Raw genomic sequence first — 19,372 nt, 5'->3', positions numbered from 1 at the left:
TGATTAATCTGAATTATAGGCAGCCCGGCCCCATCGAGGGGCCGGGCCAAAGGCGTATTAGAGGGCGTGATCGATGCGGATGTCAATCGGCGCTGAAGGAATCGAACCGGTAGCAACCGGAACGGAGACGCCTTCAAACGCCCCTTCCTTGTTCATGACGTTGCCGCCACGGGAGAGGCGCGCCTTGAACTGCAGCTCGGGGTAGGCAGCCAGCTTGTTGCCTTCCATCATGGCGTCACCGTCACCCAGCGACAGGGTCAGCGGGAAGTGCGGCCCCGGGATACGCTTGACCGCGATGGGCATGGGCGGTCCATTGGGGATCACCGCAAACACGAACAGATGGGCATCTTCCGGCAGTGCAATGCCATCGGCCAGCGTCACCTTGAGCGGGAACTCACCAGCCTTCACCTCCAACACCTGGTCAGAGGCCACGTTCTGCCCGCTCGCCTCAGCCGGCACGGTAGCACTGGCCATGCTGCGCTTCTTCAACTGCTGCTCGGCATAGTCGATGGAGCGCTCCACCATGGTGTAACGGGTCGAGCCCTTCTCCATCAGCGGCAGCATCTCGCGCCAGCGTTGCAGAGCGGTCTTGAAGTCCTCTTTTTGCAGCGCCATGAAGGCGTAGACGGAGCGCGCCTCGATATTGGCCGGATCCTGGGCAATGGCCACCCGCAACAACTGATCGGCCTGCGCGTCATCCCCTGTCATCATTAGCGCCTGGGCGTAGGGCACCGCCACCATCGCCTTCTGCGGAGCCAGTCCGTAGGCCCGCTCCAGCGCCTCGCGGGCCATCTCGGGATCATTGCCATCCAGTGACAACCGACCCAGCAGCAGCCAGCCACGGTAATCGTTCGGCTCGTCTTTCAGGCGGGTACGCAGGGCCAGGGTGAAGTCCAGCAGATCCTGCTCGGTCACCTCGGCGTCCCGCTCCACCAGGATACGGTTGCTGAGCTCGCCCAGCCGGCTGTTGGCATCCTGCCAGCGGCTGACCTCCTGCCAGGAGCCGAGCTTGTAGTAGAGCCCCAGGCTCACCACCAGCAGCACCAGCACACCCGGGATCCAGATCATGCTCTTGCCGCCGCGGGCGGTCTGCTCCACGTCGGGGATGTCGTCCAGCAGGCTGCGTTGCAGCTCGATCAGGGAGTCCTGCTCTTCCGCCAGCACCCCTTGCTCGCGCTCTTCCCCGATCTCCAGCAGACGCTGGCGATAGAGCTGTTTGTTGAGGGCCGAGCGGCTGATGCTCTGCTTGCCCTCACCCCGCCACAACGGCAGCACCAGTGCCAGACTCACCAGCACCAGCAGGGCCGCGATCACTATCCAAAATGCGGTCATTGTTTCTCTTCCTCTTTGAGCAGGGCAGCCAGACGACGCTGCTCCTCCGCGCTCAGGGCGCTATCCGCCGGCGTAGCAGCCGCGGGACGACGGCGACTGCGCACCACCACCATGACGACACCGATGACGATCACCAGCAGAGGGCCGAGCCAGAGGATCAGGGTCGACGCCATCAGCGGCGGGTTGTACAGGATGAAGTTGCCGTAGCGGGCGACCATGTAGTCCACCACTTCCTGCTTGTCCTTGCCCTCGCGCACCATCTGGTAGGTCTTGTCTCGCAAGTCCTTGGCCAGGCCCGCGTTGGAGTCGGCGATATCCTGGTTCTGGCACTTGGGGCAGCGCAGCTCCTTGGTCAGTTCGCGAAAAGTCTGCTCCTGGGCGTCGCTGTCGAAGGTGTAGACATCGATGGCGGCCAGCGCCTGGCCCGCCCCGCCCAGTCCCGCCAGCAGCAGCAGGGACGCAATAAACATTCTCATCAGGCTCTCCCTCACTTCATGGCGTCATAGATGGGTTTGAGGGTGCTGGCCCACACCTCGGGGTTGACGTCCCCCACGTGGCGATAGCGAATGATGCCCTGACTGTCGATGAAGAAGGTCTCCGGCGCGCCGTAGACCCCCAGATCCAGCCCCAGCATGCCGTCGGGATCATAAAGATTGATCTGGTAGGGATTGCCGAGCTCCGCCAGCCAGTTGATGGCCTTGGCCCGTTCATCCTTGTAGTTCATGCCGACGATGTAGATCCCCTGCCCCGCCAGCTGCTTGAGGTAGGTGTGCTCCCCATAGCAGGTCGGGCACCAGGTGGCCCAGACGTTGAGCAGCATGGGGCGCCCCTTGAGGATGCTCCTGTCATGCTGCTTATTGAGGTCGTAGATGTCCTGCAGGGTGAACACGGGCACTTCCTTGCCCACCATCACGGACTCGAGCTTGGTGGGATCGGAGTAGAGCCCCTTGAACAGAAACACGGCCCCCAGCAGAAACACGATGAAGGGGATCAGAAACAACCAGGTCTTCTTGCTCATGCCTTGGCCTCCTCGTCACGGCGACCGAAACGGTAGCGCTTGTCCAGCATCGCCAGCACGCCGCCGATGGCCATGAAGACGCCGCCGAACCAGATCCAGCGCACGAAGGGTTTGTAGTAGATCCGTACCGCCCAGGCGCCGCTGTCGAGCTGCTCGCCGAGCGCCGCGTAGAGATCCCGGGTGAAGCCGGCATCGATGGCCGCCTCGGTCATCGGCATCCGGGTCACCTTGTACATGCGTTTCTCCGGCTTGAGCAGGGCGACCTGCTTGCCGTCCTTGTGCACTTCCAGCACGCCCTTGAAGCCGTCGTAGTTGGGGCCGTTCTTCTCCTTGATACCGGTGAAGACGAACTCGTAGTCGGCAAACTGGACCCGATCGCCGGCCTGCATCCGCAGATCCTTCTCGATGCTGTAGTTCTGGGTACAGGCGATGCCGATGATGCTCACCGCAAGGCCCACGTGGCCCAGGATCATCGCCCAGTGGCTGTTGCCAAGGCGGCGCACACCGACGGCGAAGCTGTGCTTGTGGGTGGCACGCACCCAGGTCTCCTGCACGCTGGTCACGATGATCCAGGCGCCAAGCCCGATACCGAGCGCAGCCCAGGGCTTGAACTCCTCGGCCAGCAGCGGCAGCAAAATGGCGGCGGCCAGGCTCAATACCAGCGCCAGCACCACCTTGCCCTTGAGCTCCCCCAGCTCCTGGCGGCGCCAGCGAAACAGCGGACCGACCCCCAGCAACAGGGCGAACGGAATGATCAGCCAGCTGTAGATGTGGTTGAAGAAGGGAGTACCGATGGAGATGCTGCCCAGCCCCAGCTCCTTGTGCACCAGCGGCAGCAAGGTGCCGAGCAGCACGGTCAGCAGACCCGCCACCAGCATGATGTTGTTGCACAGCAGCAGGGTCTCACGGCTCCACAACTCGTGCTTGCCGTGGCTTCTCACCTGAGAGCCCTTGAAGGCAAACAGCAGCAAGGATGAACCGATTACCGCCAGCAGGAAGCCCAGAATGAACAGGCCGCGGGTCGGGTCGGAGGCAAACGCATGCACCGACACCAGCACGCCGGAACGCACCAGGAAGGTACCCAGCAGGCTCAGAGAGAAGGCGGAGAGCGCCAGCAGCACGGTCCAGGCCTTGAAGGTGGCTCGTTTTTCACTCACCGCCAGCGAGTGCAGCAGGGCGGTACCCGCCAGCCAGGGCATGAAGGAGGCGTTTTCTACCGGATCCCAGAACCACCAGCCGCCCCAGCCGAGCTCGTAATAGGCCCACCAGGAGCCCAGCACGATACCCAAGGTGAGGAAGACCCAGGCAGCCATGGTCCAGGGACGGGACCAGCGCGCCCAGGTGGCATCGAGCCGACCTGTCATCAAGGACGCGATGGCGAAGGCAAAGGCCACCGAGAAGCCCACATAGCCCATGTAGAGCATCGGTGGGTGGAAGATGAGACCCGGGTCCTGCAACAGCGGGTTGAGGTCGCGCCCATCCACCGGAAAGTAGGGCAAGGTACGAATGAAGGGGTCAGAGGTAAACAGCACGAAGGCGGTAAAACCGACCGAGATGAGGCCAAGCACGCCGAGCACCCGCGCCACCGCGTCGAGCGGCAGGCGACGGCTGAACATGGCGACGGCCGCAGTCCAGCCTCCCAGGGTCAGCACCCACAGCAGCAGAGAGCCCTCGTGGGCGCCCCACACCGCGGAGATGCGATAGGCCAGCGGCAGCAGGCTGTTGGAGTTGGTGGCCACGTACTGCACGGTAAAGTCGTTGTCGATGAAGGCCCAGGTCAGGCACAGGAACGATAACAACAGCAGCAGGAACTGGGCATAGGCGAGCGGGCGGGCCGCCGACATCATGCCAAGGCGCCCCCATTTGGCCCCGAGCAGCGGATAGCTGCCCAGCAGCAGGGCAGTGGCGAAGGCCAGGATCAGTGAAAACTGTCCCAATTCAGGGATCATGGCTGAACTCCTTTCAAATGAGCCGCAGCACGAACCTGTAAACCGGCTTGAAAAGGTGAAAACGGTGCGAATGCTGCCGGGATCATTGCTTGCTCCCCTTCAGCTGCGCCTCGGTATATTCCGGCTTGAAGTGCATGCCGTTGGTGGCATCGGCCACTTCCGGCGGCATGTAGTTCTCATCGTGCTTGGCCAGCACCTCGAAGGCGGCGACCGTGGTGGCATCCTTGAGGGTGCCCTGGGCGACGATGCCCTGCCCCTCGCGGAACAGGTCCGGCAGGATGCCGTCAAACTCGACGGTCACCAGATGCCCGCCGTTGTCCACCAGCTTGAAGGCCACCTTGAGGCTCTGAGGATCCCGCTGTACCGAGCCAGGTACCACCAGACCGCCGATGCGCAGGCGCTGCCCCTCTTCCGGCTTGATCTTGTCCGGGCCCTTGCCCTCCACCAGCTCGCTCGGGGTATAGAAGAGATCAATGTTCTGGCTGAGGGCATAGAGCACCAGGCCGATCACCGCGGCAAGCCCGGCACTGATCGCCAGGATGATGGTGAGGCGTTTCTTGCGTCTCGGGTTCATAGGGTGTTCTCCATCTGCTGGGCCGCCTTACGGCGGGCCTCGCGCGCCTGCTTGTTGCGCAGTTCACCGAGCAGGGCGCGGGTTTTCATACGGGTGGAAATGACGATGCCGACCAGGCAGAGCAGGGTCAGACCGAAAGAGAGCCAGACGTAGAAGGCGTAACCGCCCATCGCCAGAAAGTCACTGAATGAGGCAAAGTGCATGCTTACTTCTCCTGCTCGGCTATCTCTTTGACCCAGGGGCGGTGCCACTCCCGCATCAAGAGCTCGTTTCGAAAACGCATCAGGGAGAGGGCCCCGAGGAAGGCGGCAAAGGCCAGGATCATGATGAGCAGCGGCCACAGCATCTCGGGGGAGATGGAGGGCTTGTCAAACTTGGTGATGCTGGCGCCCTGGTGCAGGGTGTTCCACCACTCCACCGAGTAGTGGATGATGGGCAGGTTGATCACCCCCACCAGCGCCAGGATGCCGGCGGCGCGACCGGCCAGCACCTTGTCGCTGAAGGCGTTGTAGAGGGCGATGACGCCAAGGTAGAGGAACAGCAGGATCAGCTCGGAGGTGAGTCGCGCATCCCACACCCACCAGGTGCCCCACATGGGTTTGCCCCAGGCCGCGCCGGTAAACAGTGCGATGAAGGTGAACACGGCGCCGACCGGCGCGACCGCGGCCACCGTCATGTCCGCCATCCGCAACTGCCACACCAGACCGATGAAGGCAGCCACCGCCATGGTGGAATAGGCCCCCATGGAGAGGATCGCGGCCGGAACATGAATGTAGATGATCCGGAAGGAGTCGCCCTGCTGATAATCCGCAGGTGCAAAGGCCAGCCCCCAGAGGGTGCCGATGATGAATGCCAGCAGGCTTGTCACGGCAAACCAGGGCAGCAGAGTCCCTGCCAGCTGGTACGCGCGCTCGGGTTTAGCGTAAGGGTGCAACCATTTCCACATAGCTCACAAAACCTTTCTGTTATTAATATCGTGGCGAGGCCTACCATACCCACTGCCGGAAAACATCACATCCCCCGAAAGCAATAAGCAGCCATCCTCTTGATCTATCTCAATTATATTTTTTATAACGGCCCTTCCATGGCCACTTTTTCAGACGCTTTCGTCAATTCACGCTGACCCGCAACGCCGCCGAGACCGCCAGCGGGGTCAGGGTCAACGCACCAGCCAGCATGGCCCCCAGAATCGCCAGCTGCCCCGAATAGGGCAGCCCCATCCCAGCCGCATCGATGGCGGAGGTGGCAAAAATCAGTACCGGAATATAGAGCGGCAGGATCAGCAGGCTGAGCAGTACCCCCCCTTTGCGCAAACCGACCGTCAGCGCGACGCCGACCGCCCCGAGCAGGCTCAGCACGGGCGTCCCCAGCGCCAGGGTGGCGACCACCGCCAGATAAGTGTTCATGTCCAGCGACAGCAGAATGGCGAGCAGCGGGGAAATGAGCAGCAACGGCAGGCCGGTCAGCAACCAGTGAGCGATCACTTTGGCCAACGCCAGCAAGCCCAGCGGATGGGGCATCAGCATCATCTGCTCCAGCGCACCGTCGCCAAAATCGTCGCGAAACAGCCGCTCCAGCGACAGCATGGCCGCCAGCAGGGCAGCAACCCAGATGATGCCGGGAGCGATGCGGGCCAGCAGCTTGGGCTCGGGGCCGATCCCTAACGGAAACAAAGTGATGACTATGAGGAAAAACCAGAGCGGATTGAGGATGTCGGAGCGCTGGCGCAGGGCCATCAACAACTCGCGGTGGATCAGGTGCATTACGGCGCGCAACATCAGAACTACTCCTGCAGCAAGGGCGTGAGAGAGAGGGTCTTCAACCGTCCCTGCATCAGGGTCATGTCCTGATGGGTGGTGAGGATCACCATGCCCCCTCTTTCGGCGTGGGTCAGGAACAGCCGCTCCAGCACCTTCACCCCCTGCTTGTCAATGGCGGTAAACGGCTCATCCAGGATCCAGAGCGCCGGCTTGTCGCTGAGCCACAGGCGAGCAAGCGCGACACGGCGCTGCTGGCCGGCAGAGAGCTGACCGGTGGGGTTGTCTTCAAACCCGGCCAGACCGACCTGGGCCAGTACCCGCCACAGATCCACGCTGGTATCGGCCGCATGGTGCAGTTTCTGGTAGAAGGCGAGGTTTTCGAGCGGTGTCAGGGCAGCCTTGACGCCTGGCTGATGACCGAGATAGAGCAGATTGGCGTGGTATTCATCGCGGCAACTGCGGATATTTTCGCCATTCCAGCACACTTCACCGGCAAATGGTTGGGACAAACCCGTCAACAAGCGCAGCAGGCTGGTCTTCCCTACCCCGTTGGGGCCTTCAATTTGCACCAGATCACCGGGAGCCACCGCAAAGGAGAGACGTTCAAACAGAGTGCGATCTTCACGCACGCAGCTCAGATTGTGAATTTGAAGCAGCATGAGGATGTAATCAGTGAAAAGAAGCGGCCTGCATATTAACACAGTATCGGGAAGCGTCTTTTCAAAGATGCCAATTATCAGCAGGATTTGTGGGGGAGATCCCGCCTTGAAGAGAGGGGAAGAAAATCAGGAAGGCGGATGCCTTCCCGAACATTCATGAGCGGCCTTTTCGCAATGAAATCAACAATTCAGCCTCGGCCTTAGGTAATTCACATTCGTTCATGACCTCATCGAGGTCGGCACCGAGTTCCACCATCTTGGCGGCGCGGCTGTACAGGCGACGCTCCGGATCCTGCAGTGTCAGCTCCTGCTGGCGATCGTTGATCTGCTGCATGGCCCCTTCGACGGACTGCAGACGCTGGCCCATGCCGATGGCCCCGGTATGCAGCTCCATCATCTGCTTGCGCAGGCTCTCGAGCTGCCCTTGCAGCGTCTCCACCCTGGCCTCGGACTCTCGCTGGCCACGTCGGCTGCCAATCACCCCATACAGGGCCAGCACCAACGCCAGCAAGGACAACCCCAAGGCGGCAATTTCAATCATCAACACATTATCTTCCTATCAGAGGGAACCGATATCTTCCCACTCTTCATCGGAGAGCAGCTTGTTCAGATCGACCAGGATCAACAGCTGACCATCGCGGTTGCTGACACCCTGAATGAACTTGGCACTCTCTTCGGTACCCACCGCCGGGGCCGCGTCGATCTCGGAGGAGCGCAGATAAACCACCTCGGCCACGCTGTCGACCATGATGCCGATCACCTGCTTCTCCGCCTCGATGATGACGATGCGCGAGTTTTCACTCACATCGCCGGAGGGCAGGCCGAAACGAGAACGGGTATCGATGACGGTCACCACGTTGCCGCGCAGGTTGATGATGCCCAGTACATACTCGGGCGCACCGGGCACAGGAGCGATCTCGGTGTAGCGCAGCACCTCCTGCACCTGCATCACGTTGATGCCGTAGGTTTCATTTTCCAGCTGGAAGGTGACCCATTGCAGCACTTCATCTTCGGCCAGATTCTGTGCAATATTGCGCTTTTCTGTCATGTTTTTATTCCTTTTATGAAAACGTCTACTGGTAAAACTAGCAATAAAACAGCCCGAGTGCAGAAGTTATCAGCGACCTTCTATGTTGACCCCGCGCTCCAGCAACAGGAGCAATTCCTTCACGTGCAGCAGGGCACACATCTTCTCCTTGACCATGCCCGCCAGCCAGGGGCGTTTGCCCTCCTGATGGCGCCATTTGACCTGGTCACGATGCAATAACTCCGTTCCCTTCAGATGATGGCAGGCAAGTCCCCAGGGAGATTCACCCAACATGATCAAATACTTGTAATCAGGCACTTCCAGATGCTGGCCGGGCATGACCCACTGCGCCGTGTCCACCACGTTCATCTTCTGTTCGCGGGAAGTCATTATCCCCTTGTACCAGCCTGGCTGACCAAACAGGGTGTTCACTTCTCCCAGCTGATGAATACCGCCAAGCTCGGTCAACGGCACCGCAAAGGTGACACCTGCGACCTCAAAGAACAGCGCCTGAAACTCCTTGCCGGTATCGATATTCTCCCAGGTGGAGGGTACAACCTCCTCCTGTGGCGCCAGTGCAACTTCTGTCTCCGTCACCACCAGCGTGGCAGGATCCACAGCTGCGGGCTCGGGCATTACCTCGGGCCAGACTGGCTCGACGGGCAGCAGGGCATCTTCTGCCTCAATCTGGAGCGGCTCGCTGACGACCTCTTCATGACTCAGCGCGTCGATTTCAAACTGCACCTGACCGACCTGAGCCAGCAATTCACTCAACTGCTCCAGCCGTTGATCCGCTTCCAGATAAGGTTGCGCCACCTTATCGGCAACCGGCTGGGGCTGACGCTGCAGCTGGATGACGGGGGCAGAGTCAGGCTCGTCAGACGAATCCAGCAACAGCGCATCATCCAGCAACAGGGAGTGGAAGTAATCATCCATGGCCCGAACTTGGGTGGTATCTCTCATGATGTCACCTCATGAGCACGCTGACGCTCTTGCGCATCAAGATAGTTGAGCAGGGTCTCATAGGCATAGGTGCCACGACTGCTCGGCGAATAGATGGAGGGGGGAATGTGAAGCAAACTGGCATCCCGGAACTTGGTATCTATGGGTATGACGGCATTCCATACCGCATTGCCGTGCTGCTCCTTGATGGACTGCAGAGTCATCAACGAGGCACGGGTTCGCTTGTCAAACATGGTAGGAATGACGGTATAACGGAACTTCTCCCGCTTGGAGCGCTGCATGATTTCAAACGTCTTCATCATCCGCTCCAGCCCTTTGAGCGCCAGAAATTCGGTCTGCACCGGCACCAGGATCCGGTCACACGCCGCCAGCGCATTGACCATCATGACCCCCAAGACGGGCGGGCAGTCGATCAGCACGTAATCGTACTGATCCTGAATGCGCAGCAACGCCCGCTTGAGTACCAGCCCCATCCCTTCCCGATTGCCCATCACTCGATCAAGGGTCGCCAGGGTGATTGACGCGGGCAATAGATGAATGTTGTCAAACTTGGTGCGCAGCGTCAGTTTATTGACGAGCTCTGCCGTTGGTTTGACCGCCTGAAACAGCTCATAAAGAGTGCCATCCAGCCGGTCGGAATCAAAATCAAGATAAGAGGTCAGGGAGGCATGAGGGTCGGTGTCAATCAACAGCACCCGCTGGCCGCGCTGGGCCAGAATACCGGCCAGCGAGGCCACTGTGGTGGTTTTACCGACCCCACCCTTTTGGTTGGCAACCGTCCAAACAATCACTGTATCAATCCTGCCTCGTTGTTATGCGTATGCCACCACCTGGCAGCGTGATCACCTTGACCTCTCCTGCCTCGACCGCCTGTTGCACTGCCGGCACTGGTGTCTCCGTTACAGGCTGCACCGGGGGAGTTGATACCGGTACGGGTGGTACCCAGGCGAACTTGGAAATAGCGACCACCACCTTACGATTCTGTAAGCGCCCCTGCTCGGTACTGTTATCCGTGAAGGGAGAAAACTCCCCGTAAGCTTCATAGGCCAATCGCTGCGGCGCTATCCCTTTGGCGATGAGCGCGGTGAGCACGGCTTCCGCCCTTGCCGCAGACAACGTCCAGTTGGAACGAAAAATTTCATTATTTATCTGCTGGTTATCGGTATAACCGCGCACTCTTACATAGTTATCGACCTGCTTCAGAATACTTGAAAGAGTATTTAGCACGGGATCGGCATTGGTACTCATGAAGGCGCTGCCGCTGCCGAACAACAGACCTGAGCTCAGCTCGACGGTCAACCAGTTGTCATTGAGCGTCAACTTGACTACCCCGGCATCGACCAGAGAACCCATGCTCTCCTGCAATTGCGTATCGATCTTCGCAAGAGTCATACCATCTTGCACGATGGGAACACCTGAGATGGGAGCCAAAGAGGGTGAGCGGGCTGTGGCGCTCTCCAGAACAGAGGATGCTGCAGATACCTCGTTGTTCAACAACGACTTTCCCTGCCCTTCCAGCAAACCGTCGCTGCGTGGCTGCATGACGTTGAATGCCTGGGTCATGCCATCGATGACCGCGCGATACTTGTCCTTGTTGACCAGCGCCACCGAATAGAGCACCACGAACAGGGCAAAGATCAGCGTCATGTAATCGGCGTAGGAAACCAGCCAGCGATCGAGATGTTCCCGACCTTGCAGATGCAAACGGTAGCGCTTGCGCATGGCTATTCTCCCTTCAGATAAGCCTTCAACCGCCGTTCAACCTGAGGACCATTTTCGCCATGGGCGATTGCCATCAAGCCTTCCAGCGTCATCTCCTGAAACAGGGCGTAATGATAGTGAAAAGCCCGCAACCGGTTGGCAATCGGCAGATATAGCAGGTTGGCAAAGCCAACCCCGTAAATAGTGGCGACAAACGCAACGGCGATACCGGCACCCAGCGAGGCGGGTTCTTCCAGATGAAACATGGCCTGGATAAGTCCAATCACAGCACCGATGATACCTATGGTCGGACTGTAACCCCCCATGGCTTCAAAGACCCTGGCGGAGTGTTCGTTTCGCTCCTGCTCGATATCGATATCTGCTTCCAGCAGCATGCGAATATCATCTATCGACACCCCGTCAACGATCATGGTGAGTCCCTGCCGGGTAAATTCGTCGCTCTCCTGATCAGCCTGGTTCTCCAGCGCCAGCAACCCTTGCTGACGTGCAAACACAGCCCAAGCTTGCAGTCGTTCAGCTTGTGCGACCAGATCCCAGGCAGGAGGTAACAGCATCCAACGGGTCTGTCTTATCGCTTCCAGTAGAAACTTGCGTGGCGTCTGCAAAATGACAGCCCCCCAGGTCCCCCCCACCACGATGACGAAAGCAGGCCCGTCAAGCAGGGTGAGCAGGTTGCCGCCATGCCATAACTGGGCAATGGCGATGGCTCCCAGTGCCAGGATCAGGCCGAACATGCCCATCGTTAGCGGCCCAGCTCAACCAGGATTCGTTGTGCAACCCTATCCAGCGGCAGTGATTCCGTGGCGATGCCGGCTTTGGCAACCGCTTGCGGCATGCCATATACCACGCAGGAGGCTTCGTCCTGTGCCCAGATGGTAGAGCCCTGCTCCTTGAGCAGACGCGCACCATCCCGACCATCCGCCCCCATCCCGGTCAACACGATGGCAAGCACCTTGTCAGCATAGGTTTTGGCAGCTGACGCAAAGGTGATGTCCACACAAGGTTTGTAATTCACCTTGTCATTGCCATCGACAATCCGGATACGGGCACCCGCACCACGCCCCTCCAGCAGCATCTGCTTGCCGCCCGGAGCCAGGTAGGCATGGCCAGGTTTGAGCACATCGCCATCTTCCGCTTCCTTGACCCCGATCTGGCACAAACCGTTGAGGCGAGCGGCAAACGCGGCGGTAAAGGTTGCCGGCATATGCTGGATCAACAAGATGGGATGAGGGAAATCACCGGGTAATTTGGTCAACACGTTCTGCAGCGCAACCGGGCCACCCGTCGAGGTACCGATGGCCACCAGCTGATAACTCTTGCCACTGCGTTTGAAGGCAGCTGCTGGCATGGCGCGCGGCGGCTCGGCCTGACGTTCTGCCGGCCGGGCGATTGAGCTACCCAGCGGGGAACGGGCGGCAGGTTCAGGCGCTTTGGGACGAGCAGGTGCCGCCATCAGGAAACGCTTGCGAGAAATCTCCTTGACTCGCTGCTGTAACAGGCGAACGGCTTCATCCTTGTCACGGGCGATATCTTCAAATTTCTTGGGCAGGAAATCGAGCGCCCCGGCATCCAGCGCATCCAGCGTCGCCTTGGCTCCTTCATGGGTCAAAGAGGAGAACATCAGGATCGGAGTCGGACACTTGGCCATGATCTCGCGTACGGCGCTGATGCCATCCATCACGGGCATCTCGATGTCCATGGTGATCACATCCGGGCGCAGCTGGATCGCCTTGTCCACGGCCTCACGTCCATTTTGAGCCGTATCGATCACCGTCAGCATGGGATCCTGAGTGATGATCTCGCTGACCCGACGACGGAAGAAGCTCGAATCGTCGACAACTAATACCTTGACTGCCATTGTTATTTTTCTAACTCCTTGGGCCTGGGCTATCAATGTCTACGGGCATACGCCTTGAGCAGACTCGGCACATCGAGAATGAGTGCAATACCGCCATCACTGGTGATGGTTGCTCCCGCCATGCCTGGAGTACCTTGCAACAAGCTGTCCAGCGGCTTGATCACCACTTCTTCCTGGCCAATCAGGTTATCCACGACAAAACCGATCTGCTGCGTGCCAATTTGCACGATCACCACATGACCCGTATCCTGCCGTGACTTCTTGTGCTTACCCCTGACCAGCCAGTTGTACAGATAGAAGAGCGGGATGGCTTTTTCGCGCACTATGATGGTGAGCTGGCCATCCACCATGTTGGCCTTCTTGAGATCCAGGTGGAAAATTTCGTTCACGCAGCCCAGCGGCAACGCGAAGGTCTGCTCGCCCACTTCCACCATCAGGGTCGGCAGAATGGCAAGGGTCAGCGGCACCTTGATTTCAAGACGGGTGCCCTTGCCCCAGGTCGAATCGATATGCACCGAGCCATTGAGGCTGACGATACTGGTCTTCACCACATCCATCCCGACACCACGGCCGGAGATATCCGAGATCTCGGACTTGGTAGAAAAACCGGGGGCGAAGATCAGGTTGTAGGCATCGTTGTCGCTCATTCGAGCCGCCGTATCGGCATCCAGTACACCACGGCTGATGGCGATGGACTTGAGCTTCTCGGGATCCATACCAGCACCATCATCTTCGATGCACAGCAAGATATGATCGCCCTGCTGGGAAGCGCTCAGGGTAATGGTGCCCTGCCGTGGTTTGCCTGCTTTCTCACGGACATCCGGCATTTCAACCCCATGGTCACAGGAGTTGCGCACCAGGTGAACCAGCGGGTCAGCCAGCGCTTCAACCAGGTTCTTGTCCAGATCCGTCTCTTCCCCCACCATCACCAGCTCAATTTCTTTCTTGAGGGTTCGTGCCAAATCACGAACAACGCGCGGGAAGCGACCAAACACTTTCTTGATAGGCTGCATGCGGGTTTTCATCACCGCCCCCTGCAGATCTGCCGTCACCACATCCAGGTTGGCAACCGCTTTTGACATGTCTTCATCGTTGCTGGCAATACCAAGGCTGACCAGACGGTTGCGCACCAATACCAGCTCACCCACCATGTTCATGATGACGTCCAGCGTCTTGGTATCCACCCGAACGGTGGTATCGCTTTGCACTGCGTTGTCAGCAGGCGCAGGGGCCGGTTGCTTGGCTGGCGCAGGGGCTGGTGCCGGTTTTGCCGGTGCAGCAGCCGGTTTGGCGGCGGCCGGTGCCGGGGCTGGCTTGGCTGCCGTAGCTGACGTGGCGGCAGCGGGTGCTACCGCGGCCTGTACAGGCGCGGCTGGCGGCGGCGTAATACTGGTTTGCGGCCCTTGGCCACGACCGTGCAGTTCATCCAGCAGTCGCTCGAATTCATCGTCATCGATCAGTTCATCAACTTCTTTTTGTACTGATTTCAATGGATTGCTTTCAGGTGCTCCGCCATGTTGGCCCTGACCATGCAACTGATCGAGCAGGGCCTCGAACTCATCGTCGGTAATATCTCCGGAGCTTGCCACCACAGGGCTAGCGGCAGCAGTTGGTGCGCCTCCCACCCCATGCAGTTCATCGAGCAGGCGTTCGAATTCATCGGCGGAGATCTCGTCGATGGATCCCCCACCACTGACGACGGAAGATGCGGGGCCGGGATCGGCGACAGGTTCCGGAGTGGCTGCGGCTACCTCGACCACCTCTTCAACGGCAGGAGCCATCTCTTCGGATGCAGCATTGCCACCCGCAGAGGCGGTCAACAGCTGCTCTTCCCCTTCAGGCTTGCAGAGCTCATGCAGGTCGTGCAGGATTTCAGCGGAAGCCGGGCTTGGTGGTTCGCGATTCTGCACCTGGGCAAACATCACATTGATGGCATCCAGCGCCTGCAAAATGACATCCATCAACTCGGCGGTAACGGTCCGCTTGCCATTGCGCAAGATATCGAACACGTTCTCGGCACCGTGACAAACATCCACCAACTCGGTCAGCGAGAGAAAGCCGGCACCGCCTTTGACGGTATGGAAGCCGCGAAATATGGCATTCAACAGATTCTTGTCATCGGGTCGCTTTTCCAAGTCGACCAGTTGTTCAGACAACTGTTCCAATATTTCGGATGCTTCGACCAAAAAGTCTTGCAGTATGTCTTCATCAACTTCGAAGGCCATGCGTCACTCCATTAAAATCCCAGGCTAGACAGCAGATCGTCCACATCATCCTGACCATTGACCACATCGGAACGAGTCTCAGGGTTCATGATGGGGCCTTCAGCTTCAATCCCGCTTACAGGAAGGCTGCGAGAAGAGTGCTCAGCAGATGCCTCACCAAACATAGTCAGCATTTCTATTAATTTAGTTTCAACTTCCTGAACCAACTTGATGACCTTGCGGATCATCTGGCCGGTCAAATCCTGAAAATCTTGCGCCATCAGGATTTCTGTCAGCAGTTGCCGTAATTTATCGGCATCAGATTCAGAAGCCTTAATGAAATCATCCAGTTGGTGACACAAAGACTTGAACTGCCCAACACTCATCTCTCTGCTCATCAGGGCATTCCAGTTGGGCAGAACAAGCTGAATATTGTCATTTAGTCGATCAGCAATCGGTAGACTGGCTTCCACGGCATCCATGGTGCGATTGGCAGCCTTGTCCGTCATGTCGATGACATAACTGAGTCGCTCCCGCGCATCGGGGATTTCATGGGTGGCCAGATCGGGGATCCGGGGATCTAGCCGAAAATCTTGTAGGGAATCATGCAGTTGTCGGGTCAACTGACCCACTTTGTCAAACAGGGCCGCCGCATTGGGAGCACACGCATCGGCGATGAGAGTGTCGGCCTGTTCAAATTCACCTTGCTCAAGATGGGCAACAAGCATCCTTGCCTGATCGAGCGAAATCATTGCACTCGTTTTGGCCTTCATCCCTGCTGCTCCTTAGCCGATTCGTTCAAAGATTTTGTCGAGTTTCTCTTTGAGCGTTGCAGCAGTGAAAGGCTTGACGATATAGCCATTGACGCCGGCTTGGGCAGCTTCAATGATCTGCTCGCGTTTCGCTTCGGCAGTCACCATCAGCACCGGCAGGTGTTTGAGTTTGTCATCGACACGAATAGCCTTGAGCAGGTCGATGCCTTGCATGCCCGGCATGTTCCAGTCGGTCACGACAAATTGAAAATCACCATTTTTCAACATTGGCAAGGCCGTGTTGCCATCGTCTGCTTCGTGGGTATTGTTGAATCCCAAGTCACGCAGCAAGTTCTTGATAATCCGGCGCATCGTTGAAAAATCGTCAACAATGAGGATTTTCATGTTCTTGTCCAAAATTCCCTCCTAAATAGCCGCCAGAGCGGCTCACTTACATGATGCAGATCGCAGGTTTTGTTTTGCGGATTATGCCTTAGAGTTTTGTTTCAGTGTAGCCAGTACAAACACTTATACATGCCAATCTCTTAAACGCGCGCGTAATCTGTGCATCGCCTGACTGTGTATCTGGCTCACGCGAGACTCGCTGACGTTCAATACCTCGCCTATTTCACGCAAGTTCAGTTCTTCATCGTAGTAAAGGGAGAGCACCAGCGCTTCCCGCTCCGGCAGGCGGCCGATGTGTTCGGCCAGCGCCCCTTGAAAACGTTCGGCGGCCAGTTCATCAAACCCGTTGCTGCCCGGCTCGTCATCGGGATGGCCGATGACATCCTCGCTGACGCCAAGATCTTCGATGCCGATGATCTTGCCGCAGGAGACATCCTGCAGCATGGTGTGATACTCACCAAGGCTGACCCCCATCTGGGCGGCTACCTCGCTATCGCGAGCATCACGGCCATGGGCTTGTTCAACATTTTCGATGGCTTCGGCGATGGTGCGGCTGTTGCGGTGGACCGAACGCGGCACCCAGTCACCCCGCCGGATCTCGTCGAGCATGGAACCACGGATGCGGATCCCGGCGTAGGTTTCAAAGCTCGCCCCCTTGCTGCCGTCAAAATTGCGGGAGGCTTCGAGCAATCCAATCATACCTGCCTGGATCAGGTCATCCAGCAAGACACTGCTTGGCAGGCGAGCCAACAAATGCTGGGCGATCCGTTTCACCAGCGGAGCATGACGCTCGACCAGCACATAGGAATCCTGATGACGCAAGTACGCTTGGGCTTTATTCACGGGAACCTTCCTGTGCTATGACCGGCTTTTGCAGCAAATTTTCCAGGAAAAATTCGAGATGACCGCCGGGTTGGTTAGGAATGGGCCAGCTTGCCGCCTTGTTCGCCAGCGCTCTGAACGCCAGCGCGGCCGGGGACTTGGGGAAGGCTTCGACAATCAGCTTCTGCTTGCGCACGGCGGCTCGCAGATTGGTGTCGTAGGGGACGCAGGCAACCAGCTCCAGCGAGGTATCCAGGAAACGGTCGGTGACCCGGGTCAGCTTGGCATAGAGCTCCTGCCCTTCACGCAAGGAGCGAACCATGTTGGCCACCACTTTGAAGCGGAAGACGCCGTGCTCCTTGGAAAGGATCTTGATGAGGGCGTAGGCATCCGTGATGGAGGTCGGTTCATCGCACACCACTACCATGATGTCCTGAGCCGCACGGGTGAAGCTCAGCACCATGTCGGAGATGCCAGCCGCCGTATCCACCAGCAGGATGTCGACCTGGGTCTTCATCTCGCTGAAAGCGCGGATAAGCTCGGCGTGTTGCACCGGCGAGAGTTCGACCATGGACTGGGTGCCCGAGGTGGCCGGCACGATCATCATGCCGTAAGGACCCTCGACGATGATGTCGTCGATGGTGCATTCGCCGGCCAGCACGTGGGACAGGTTGCGGTGCACCCGCAGCCCCAGCATGACGTCCACGTTGGCCAGGCCAAGGTCGGCGTCCAGTACCATCACCCGTTTGCCCTGGGCGGCCATGGCTCCCGCCACGTTCAGGGTCACGTTGGTCTTGCCGACGCCCCCCTTGCCACCAGACACGGCGATCACTTTTACTCGATTGTTTTGACGCATTTTGCGCAGACCACTCGCCTGATCCATATACATGTTACTCATAAAACTCCGAATCTTCGGCCTCGCCAAAGCCTGTGCCCCAGAAATAGGGTTCTTCTGTTTCCCGCTCCAGCGAGCCCATGGCAGCTCCGACGAGCTGTGCCGCATTGGCGACCTGAATATCTTCCGGAACCCTTTGTCCATCAGTGATATAGCTGATGGGCAGCGCATTCTGGATACACACGTTAATCACTTCGCCCAGATTCAGACTCTCATCCAATTTGGTAAGTATGCAGCCGCTCAATGGAATACGCCGGAAATGGTCCACCGCTTCTTGCATCACCCGACGCTGGGAAGTGGCCGACATCACCAGGTAGCTGCGGATGCGTACCTTGGCATTCTTGACCAGGGTATCGAGCTGCTCGGTCAGCCGGATATCCCGCTGCCCCACCCCGGCGGTATCGATGAGCACCAGCCGGCGGTGACGGAACTGATAGAGCGCATTGGCCAGCTCCTCGGCATCCCGCACCTGCCGCACCGGGCAGCCCATGATGCGACCATAGGTCTGCAGCTGTTCATGGGCACCGATCCGGTAGTTGTCGGTGGTGATGAGCGCCACCTGCTCGGCGCCATACTTCATGGCAAACCGCGCAGCCAGCTTGGCGATGGTGGTGGTCTTGCCCACCCCGGTCGGTCCGAGCAGGGCAACAGCCCCGCCCTGCCGCAGAATTTCGTCTTCGCTGATCTTGAGCTGGGCCGTCAACACCTCGGCCAACTGGGCCATGGCCTGATGAATGGACATATCCTCGGGGATAAGGCCGGCCAGCTGATCGGCAAAGGCATCGTCAAACCCTATCTTCTTGAGCTCCTTGATGAGCAGGGCACGCATCGGCTCGCGACGCTCAACCTCCTGCCACATCAGTCCGGAGATCTGGTGCTCCAGCAGCTTGCGGATGCTGGCCATCTCCTTGCGCATCCCCTCCATCTCCTGATCCCGCTGGGGGGATTGGGGAGCACGGCCGGGCGCGGTGGCTCTCGCCTTCGGTTTGGCGGGCTCGGGAGCTGCTCCCCATTGTCCCTGTTCGGCCAGAGTGCGGGGCGCGCCGCTGGCAGCAGCCGACGGGGCGCCGCTCTGGCCCCCCTGACCGTTCTGGGCCGGGTTCAGCTTCTGCTGGCGTGCCAGCAGGGCGGCCAAGGTGTCGGCATAATGCTCGTTCTGCTCCTGGGCCGGACTCGGTGCAGGGCGGGTCATCTGCCGTCCGGCAGACGAGATATTGACGCTCTCATCGTTCAACTGACGGCGAACCGGCGCATCTTTGGGTCCCGGAACCTGGGATTGATAATCGACAGCGGCGACTATCTCCACCCCACCGGTGACCTTCTTGTTGGACATAATGACGGCATCGGGCCCGAGAGTCTCCTTGACCTCGGCCAGAGCCGTTCGCATGTCCTTGGCAAAAAACCGCTTAATCTTCACCCGTCATCTCCGCTA

Annotated in this window: 22 protein-coding genes; all 22 read right to left on the bottom strand. The window is 58.8% G+C overall.

Features of this window, described 5'->3' with window-relative positions; all coding sequences use genetic code 11:
• Positions 1–57 precede the first annotated feature (57 nt).
• Positions 58–1,332 (bottom strand): c-type cytochrome biogenesis protein CcmI, encoded by a 1,275-nt coding sequence (ccmI, locus tag OKC29_RS06170; protein WP_073349494.1) that lies wholly within the window; start codon positions 1,330–1,332, stop codon positions 58–60.
• Positions 1,329–1,808: a cytochrome c-type biogenesis protein gene (locus OKC29_RS06165; RefSeq protein ID WP_011705303.1), complete on the bottom strand. Its 480-nt coding sequence runs from the start codon at positions 1,806–1,808 to the stop codon at positions 1,329–1,331. The genes ccmI and OKC29_RS06165 overlap by 4 nt, the downstream gene beginning before the upstream one ends.
• An 11-nt stretch (positions 1,809–1,819) precedes the next feature.
• On the bottom strand, positions 1,820–2,350 hold the full coding sequence (locus tag OKC29_RS06160) for a DsbE family thiol:disulfide interchange protein (RefSeq protein ID WP_005298853.1): 531 nt from the start codon (positions 2,348–2,350) through the stop codon (positions 1,820–1,822).
• Positions 2,347–4,299 carry a heme lyase CcmF/NrfE family subunit gene (locus OKC29_RS06155; protein WP_073349492.1) on the bottom strand — a complete coding sequence of 651 codons (1,953 nt, stop codon included), beginning with the start codon at positions 4,297–4,299 and terminating at the stop codon, positions 2,347–2,349. Before OKC29_RS06155 ends, OKC29_RS06160 begins: the two co-directional genes overlap by 4 nt.
• Before the next feature lie 82 nt (positions 4,300–4,381).
• Complete coding sequence (gene ccmE, locus OKC29_RS06150; protein ID WP_011705301.1) at positions 4,382–4,873, bottom strand: cytochrome c maturation protein CcmE; 492 nt, start codon at positions 4,871–4,873, stop codon at positions 4,382–4,384.
• On the bottom strand, positions 4,870–5,076 hold the full coding sequence (ccmD, locus tag OKC29_RS06145) for a heme exporter protein CcmD (protein WP_011705300.1): 207 nt from the start codon (positions 5,074–5,076) through the stop codon (positions 4,870–4,872). Before ccmD ends, ccmE begins: the two co-directional genes overlap by 4 nt.
• A 2-nt stretch (positions 5,077–5,078) precedes the next feature.
• Positions 5,079–5,819: a heme ABC transporter permease gene (locus OKC29_RS06140; RefSeq protein ID WP_011705299.1), complete on the bottom strand. Its 741-nt coding sequence runs from the start codon at positions 5,817–5,819 to the stop codon at positions 5,079–5,081.
• Positions 5,820–5,982: 163 nt separating this feature from the next.
• Positions 5,983–6,651 (bottom strand): heme exporter protein CcmB, encoded by a 669-nt coding sequence (gene ccmB / locus OKC29_RS06135; protein ID WP_011705298.1) that lies wholly within the window; start codon positions 6,649–6,651, stop codon positions 5,983–5,985.
• Between the two features lie 5 nt (positions 6,652–6,656).
• On the bottom strand, positions 6,657–7,292 hold the full coding sequence (gene ccmA, locus OKC29_RS06130; protein ID WP_073349490.1) for a cytochrome c biogenesis heme-transporting ATPase CcmA: 636 nt from the start codon (positions 7,290–7,292) through the stop codon (positions 6,657–6,659).
• Positions 7,293–7,446: 154 nt separating this feature from the next.
• A complete protein-coding gene (locus OKC29_RS06125) occupies positions 7,447–7,833 on the bottom strand; it encodes a DUF2802 domain-containing protein (protein ID WP_011705296.1) in 387 nt (128 codons plus the stop codon).
• Between the two features lie 18 nt (positions 7,834–7,851).
• On the bottom strand, positions 7,852–8,340 hold the full coding sequence (locus OKC29_RS06120) for a chemotaxis protein CheW (protein WP_005298836.1): 489 nt from the start codon (positions 8,338–8,340) through the stop codon (positions 7,852–7,854).
• A gap of 69 nt (positions 8,341–8,409) precedes the next feature.
• On the bottom strand, positions 8,410–9,282 hold the full coding sequence (locus OKC29_RS06115; RefSeq protein WP_073349488.1) for a chemotaxis protein CheW: 873 nt from the start codon (positions 9,280–9,282) through the stop codon (positions 8,410–8,412).
• Positions 9,279–10,073, bottom strand: coding sequence for a ParA family protein (locus OKC29_RS06110; RefSeq protein ID WP_073349486.1), 795 nt, complete (start codon positions 10,071–10,073; stop codon positions 9,279–9,281). Before OKC29_RS06110 ends, OKC29_RS06115 begins: the two co-directional genes overlap by 4 nt.
• Before the next feature lie 4 nt (positions 10,074–10,077).
• Positions 10,078–11,004, bottom strand: coding sequence for an OmpA family protein (locus tag OKC29_RS06105; protein WP_073349484.1), 927 nt, complete (start codon positions 11,002–11,004; stop codon positions 10,078–10,080).
• 2 nt (positions 11,005–11,006) lie between these two features.
• On the bottom strand, positions 11,007–11,744 hold the full coding sequence (locus tag OKC29_RS06100) for a flagellar motor protein (RefSeq protein ID WP_024943899.1): 738 nt from the start codon (positions 11,742–11,744) through the stop codon (positions 11,007–11,009).
• A 2-nt stretch (positions 11,745–11,746) separates the two neighbouring features.
• Complete coding sequence (locus OKC29_RS06095) at positions 11,747–12,862, bottom strand: protein-glutamate methylesterase/protein-glutamine glutaminase (protein ID WP_017409957.1); 1,116 nt, start codon at positions 12,860–12,862, stop codon at positions 11,747–11,749.
• Between the two features lie 32 nt (positions 12,863–12,894).
• Positions 12,895–15,087 (bottom strand): chemotaxis protein CheA, encoded by a 2,193-nt coding sequence (locus OKC29_RS06090; RefSeq protein ID WP_073349482.1) that lies wholly within the window; start codon positions 15,085–15,087, stop codon positions 12,895–12,897.
• Between the two features lie 11 nt (positions 15,088–15,098).
• Positions 15,099–15,839 (bottom strand): protein phosphatase CheZ, encoded by a 741-nt coding sequence (locus OKC29_RS06085; protein WP_011705289.1) that lies wholly within the window; start codon positions 15,837–15,839, stop codon positions 15,099–15,101.
• Between the two features lie 12 nt (positions 15,840–15,851).
• On the bottom strand, positions 15,852–16,223 hold the full coding sequence (gene cheY / locus OKC29_RS06080) for a chemotaxis response regulator CheY (protein ID WP_005298814.1): 372 nt from the start codon (positions 16,221–16,223) through the stop codon (positions 15,852–15,854).
• Between the two features lie 123 nt (positions 16,224–16,346).
• Positions 16,347–17,066 (bottom strand): RNA polymerase sigma factor FliA, encoded by a 720-nt coding sequence (locus OKC29_RS06075; RefSeq protein WP_011705288.1) that lies wholly within the window; start codon positions 17,064–17,066, stop codon positions 16,347–16,349.
• Positions 17,059–17,934 (bottom strand): MinD/ParA family protein, encoded by an 876-nt coding sequence (locus tag OKC29_RS06070; protein ID WP_010634619.1) that lies wholly within the window; start codon positions 17,932–17,934, stop codon positions 17,059–17,061. Before OKC29_RS06070 ends, OKC29_RS06075 begins: the two co-directional genes overlap by 8 nt.
• Before the next feature lies 1 nt (position 17,935).
• Positions 17,936–19,357, bottom strand: coding sequence for a flagellar biosynthesis protein FlhF (gene flhF / locus OKC29_RS06065; RefSeq protein ID WP_182859616.1), 1,422 nt, complete (start codon positions 19,355–19,357; stop codon positions 17,936–17,938).
• Positions 19,358–19,372: the final 15 nt, after the last annotated feature.

Source organism: Aeromonas sp. QDB34, from assembly GCF_027705405.1.
Classification (GTDB): Bacteria; Pseudomonadota; Gammaproteobacteria; order Enterobacterales; family Aeromonadaceae; genus Aeromonas; species Aeromonas hydrophila.
Note: the sequence above shows the minus strand (reverse complement) of the source record. Positions and strands in the feature narration are given on the sequence as shown.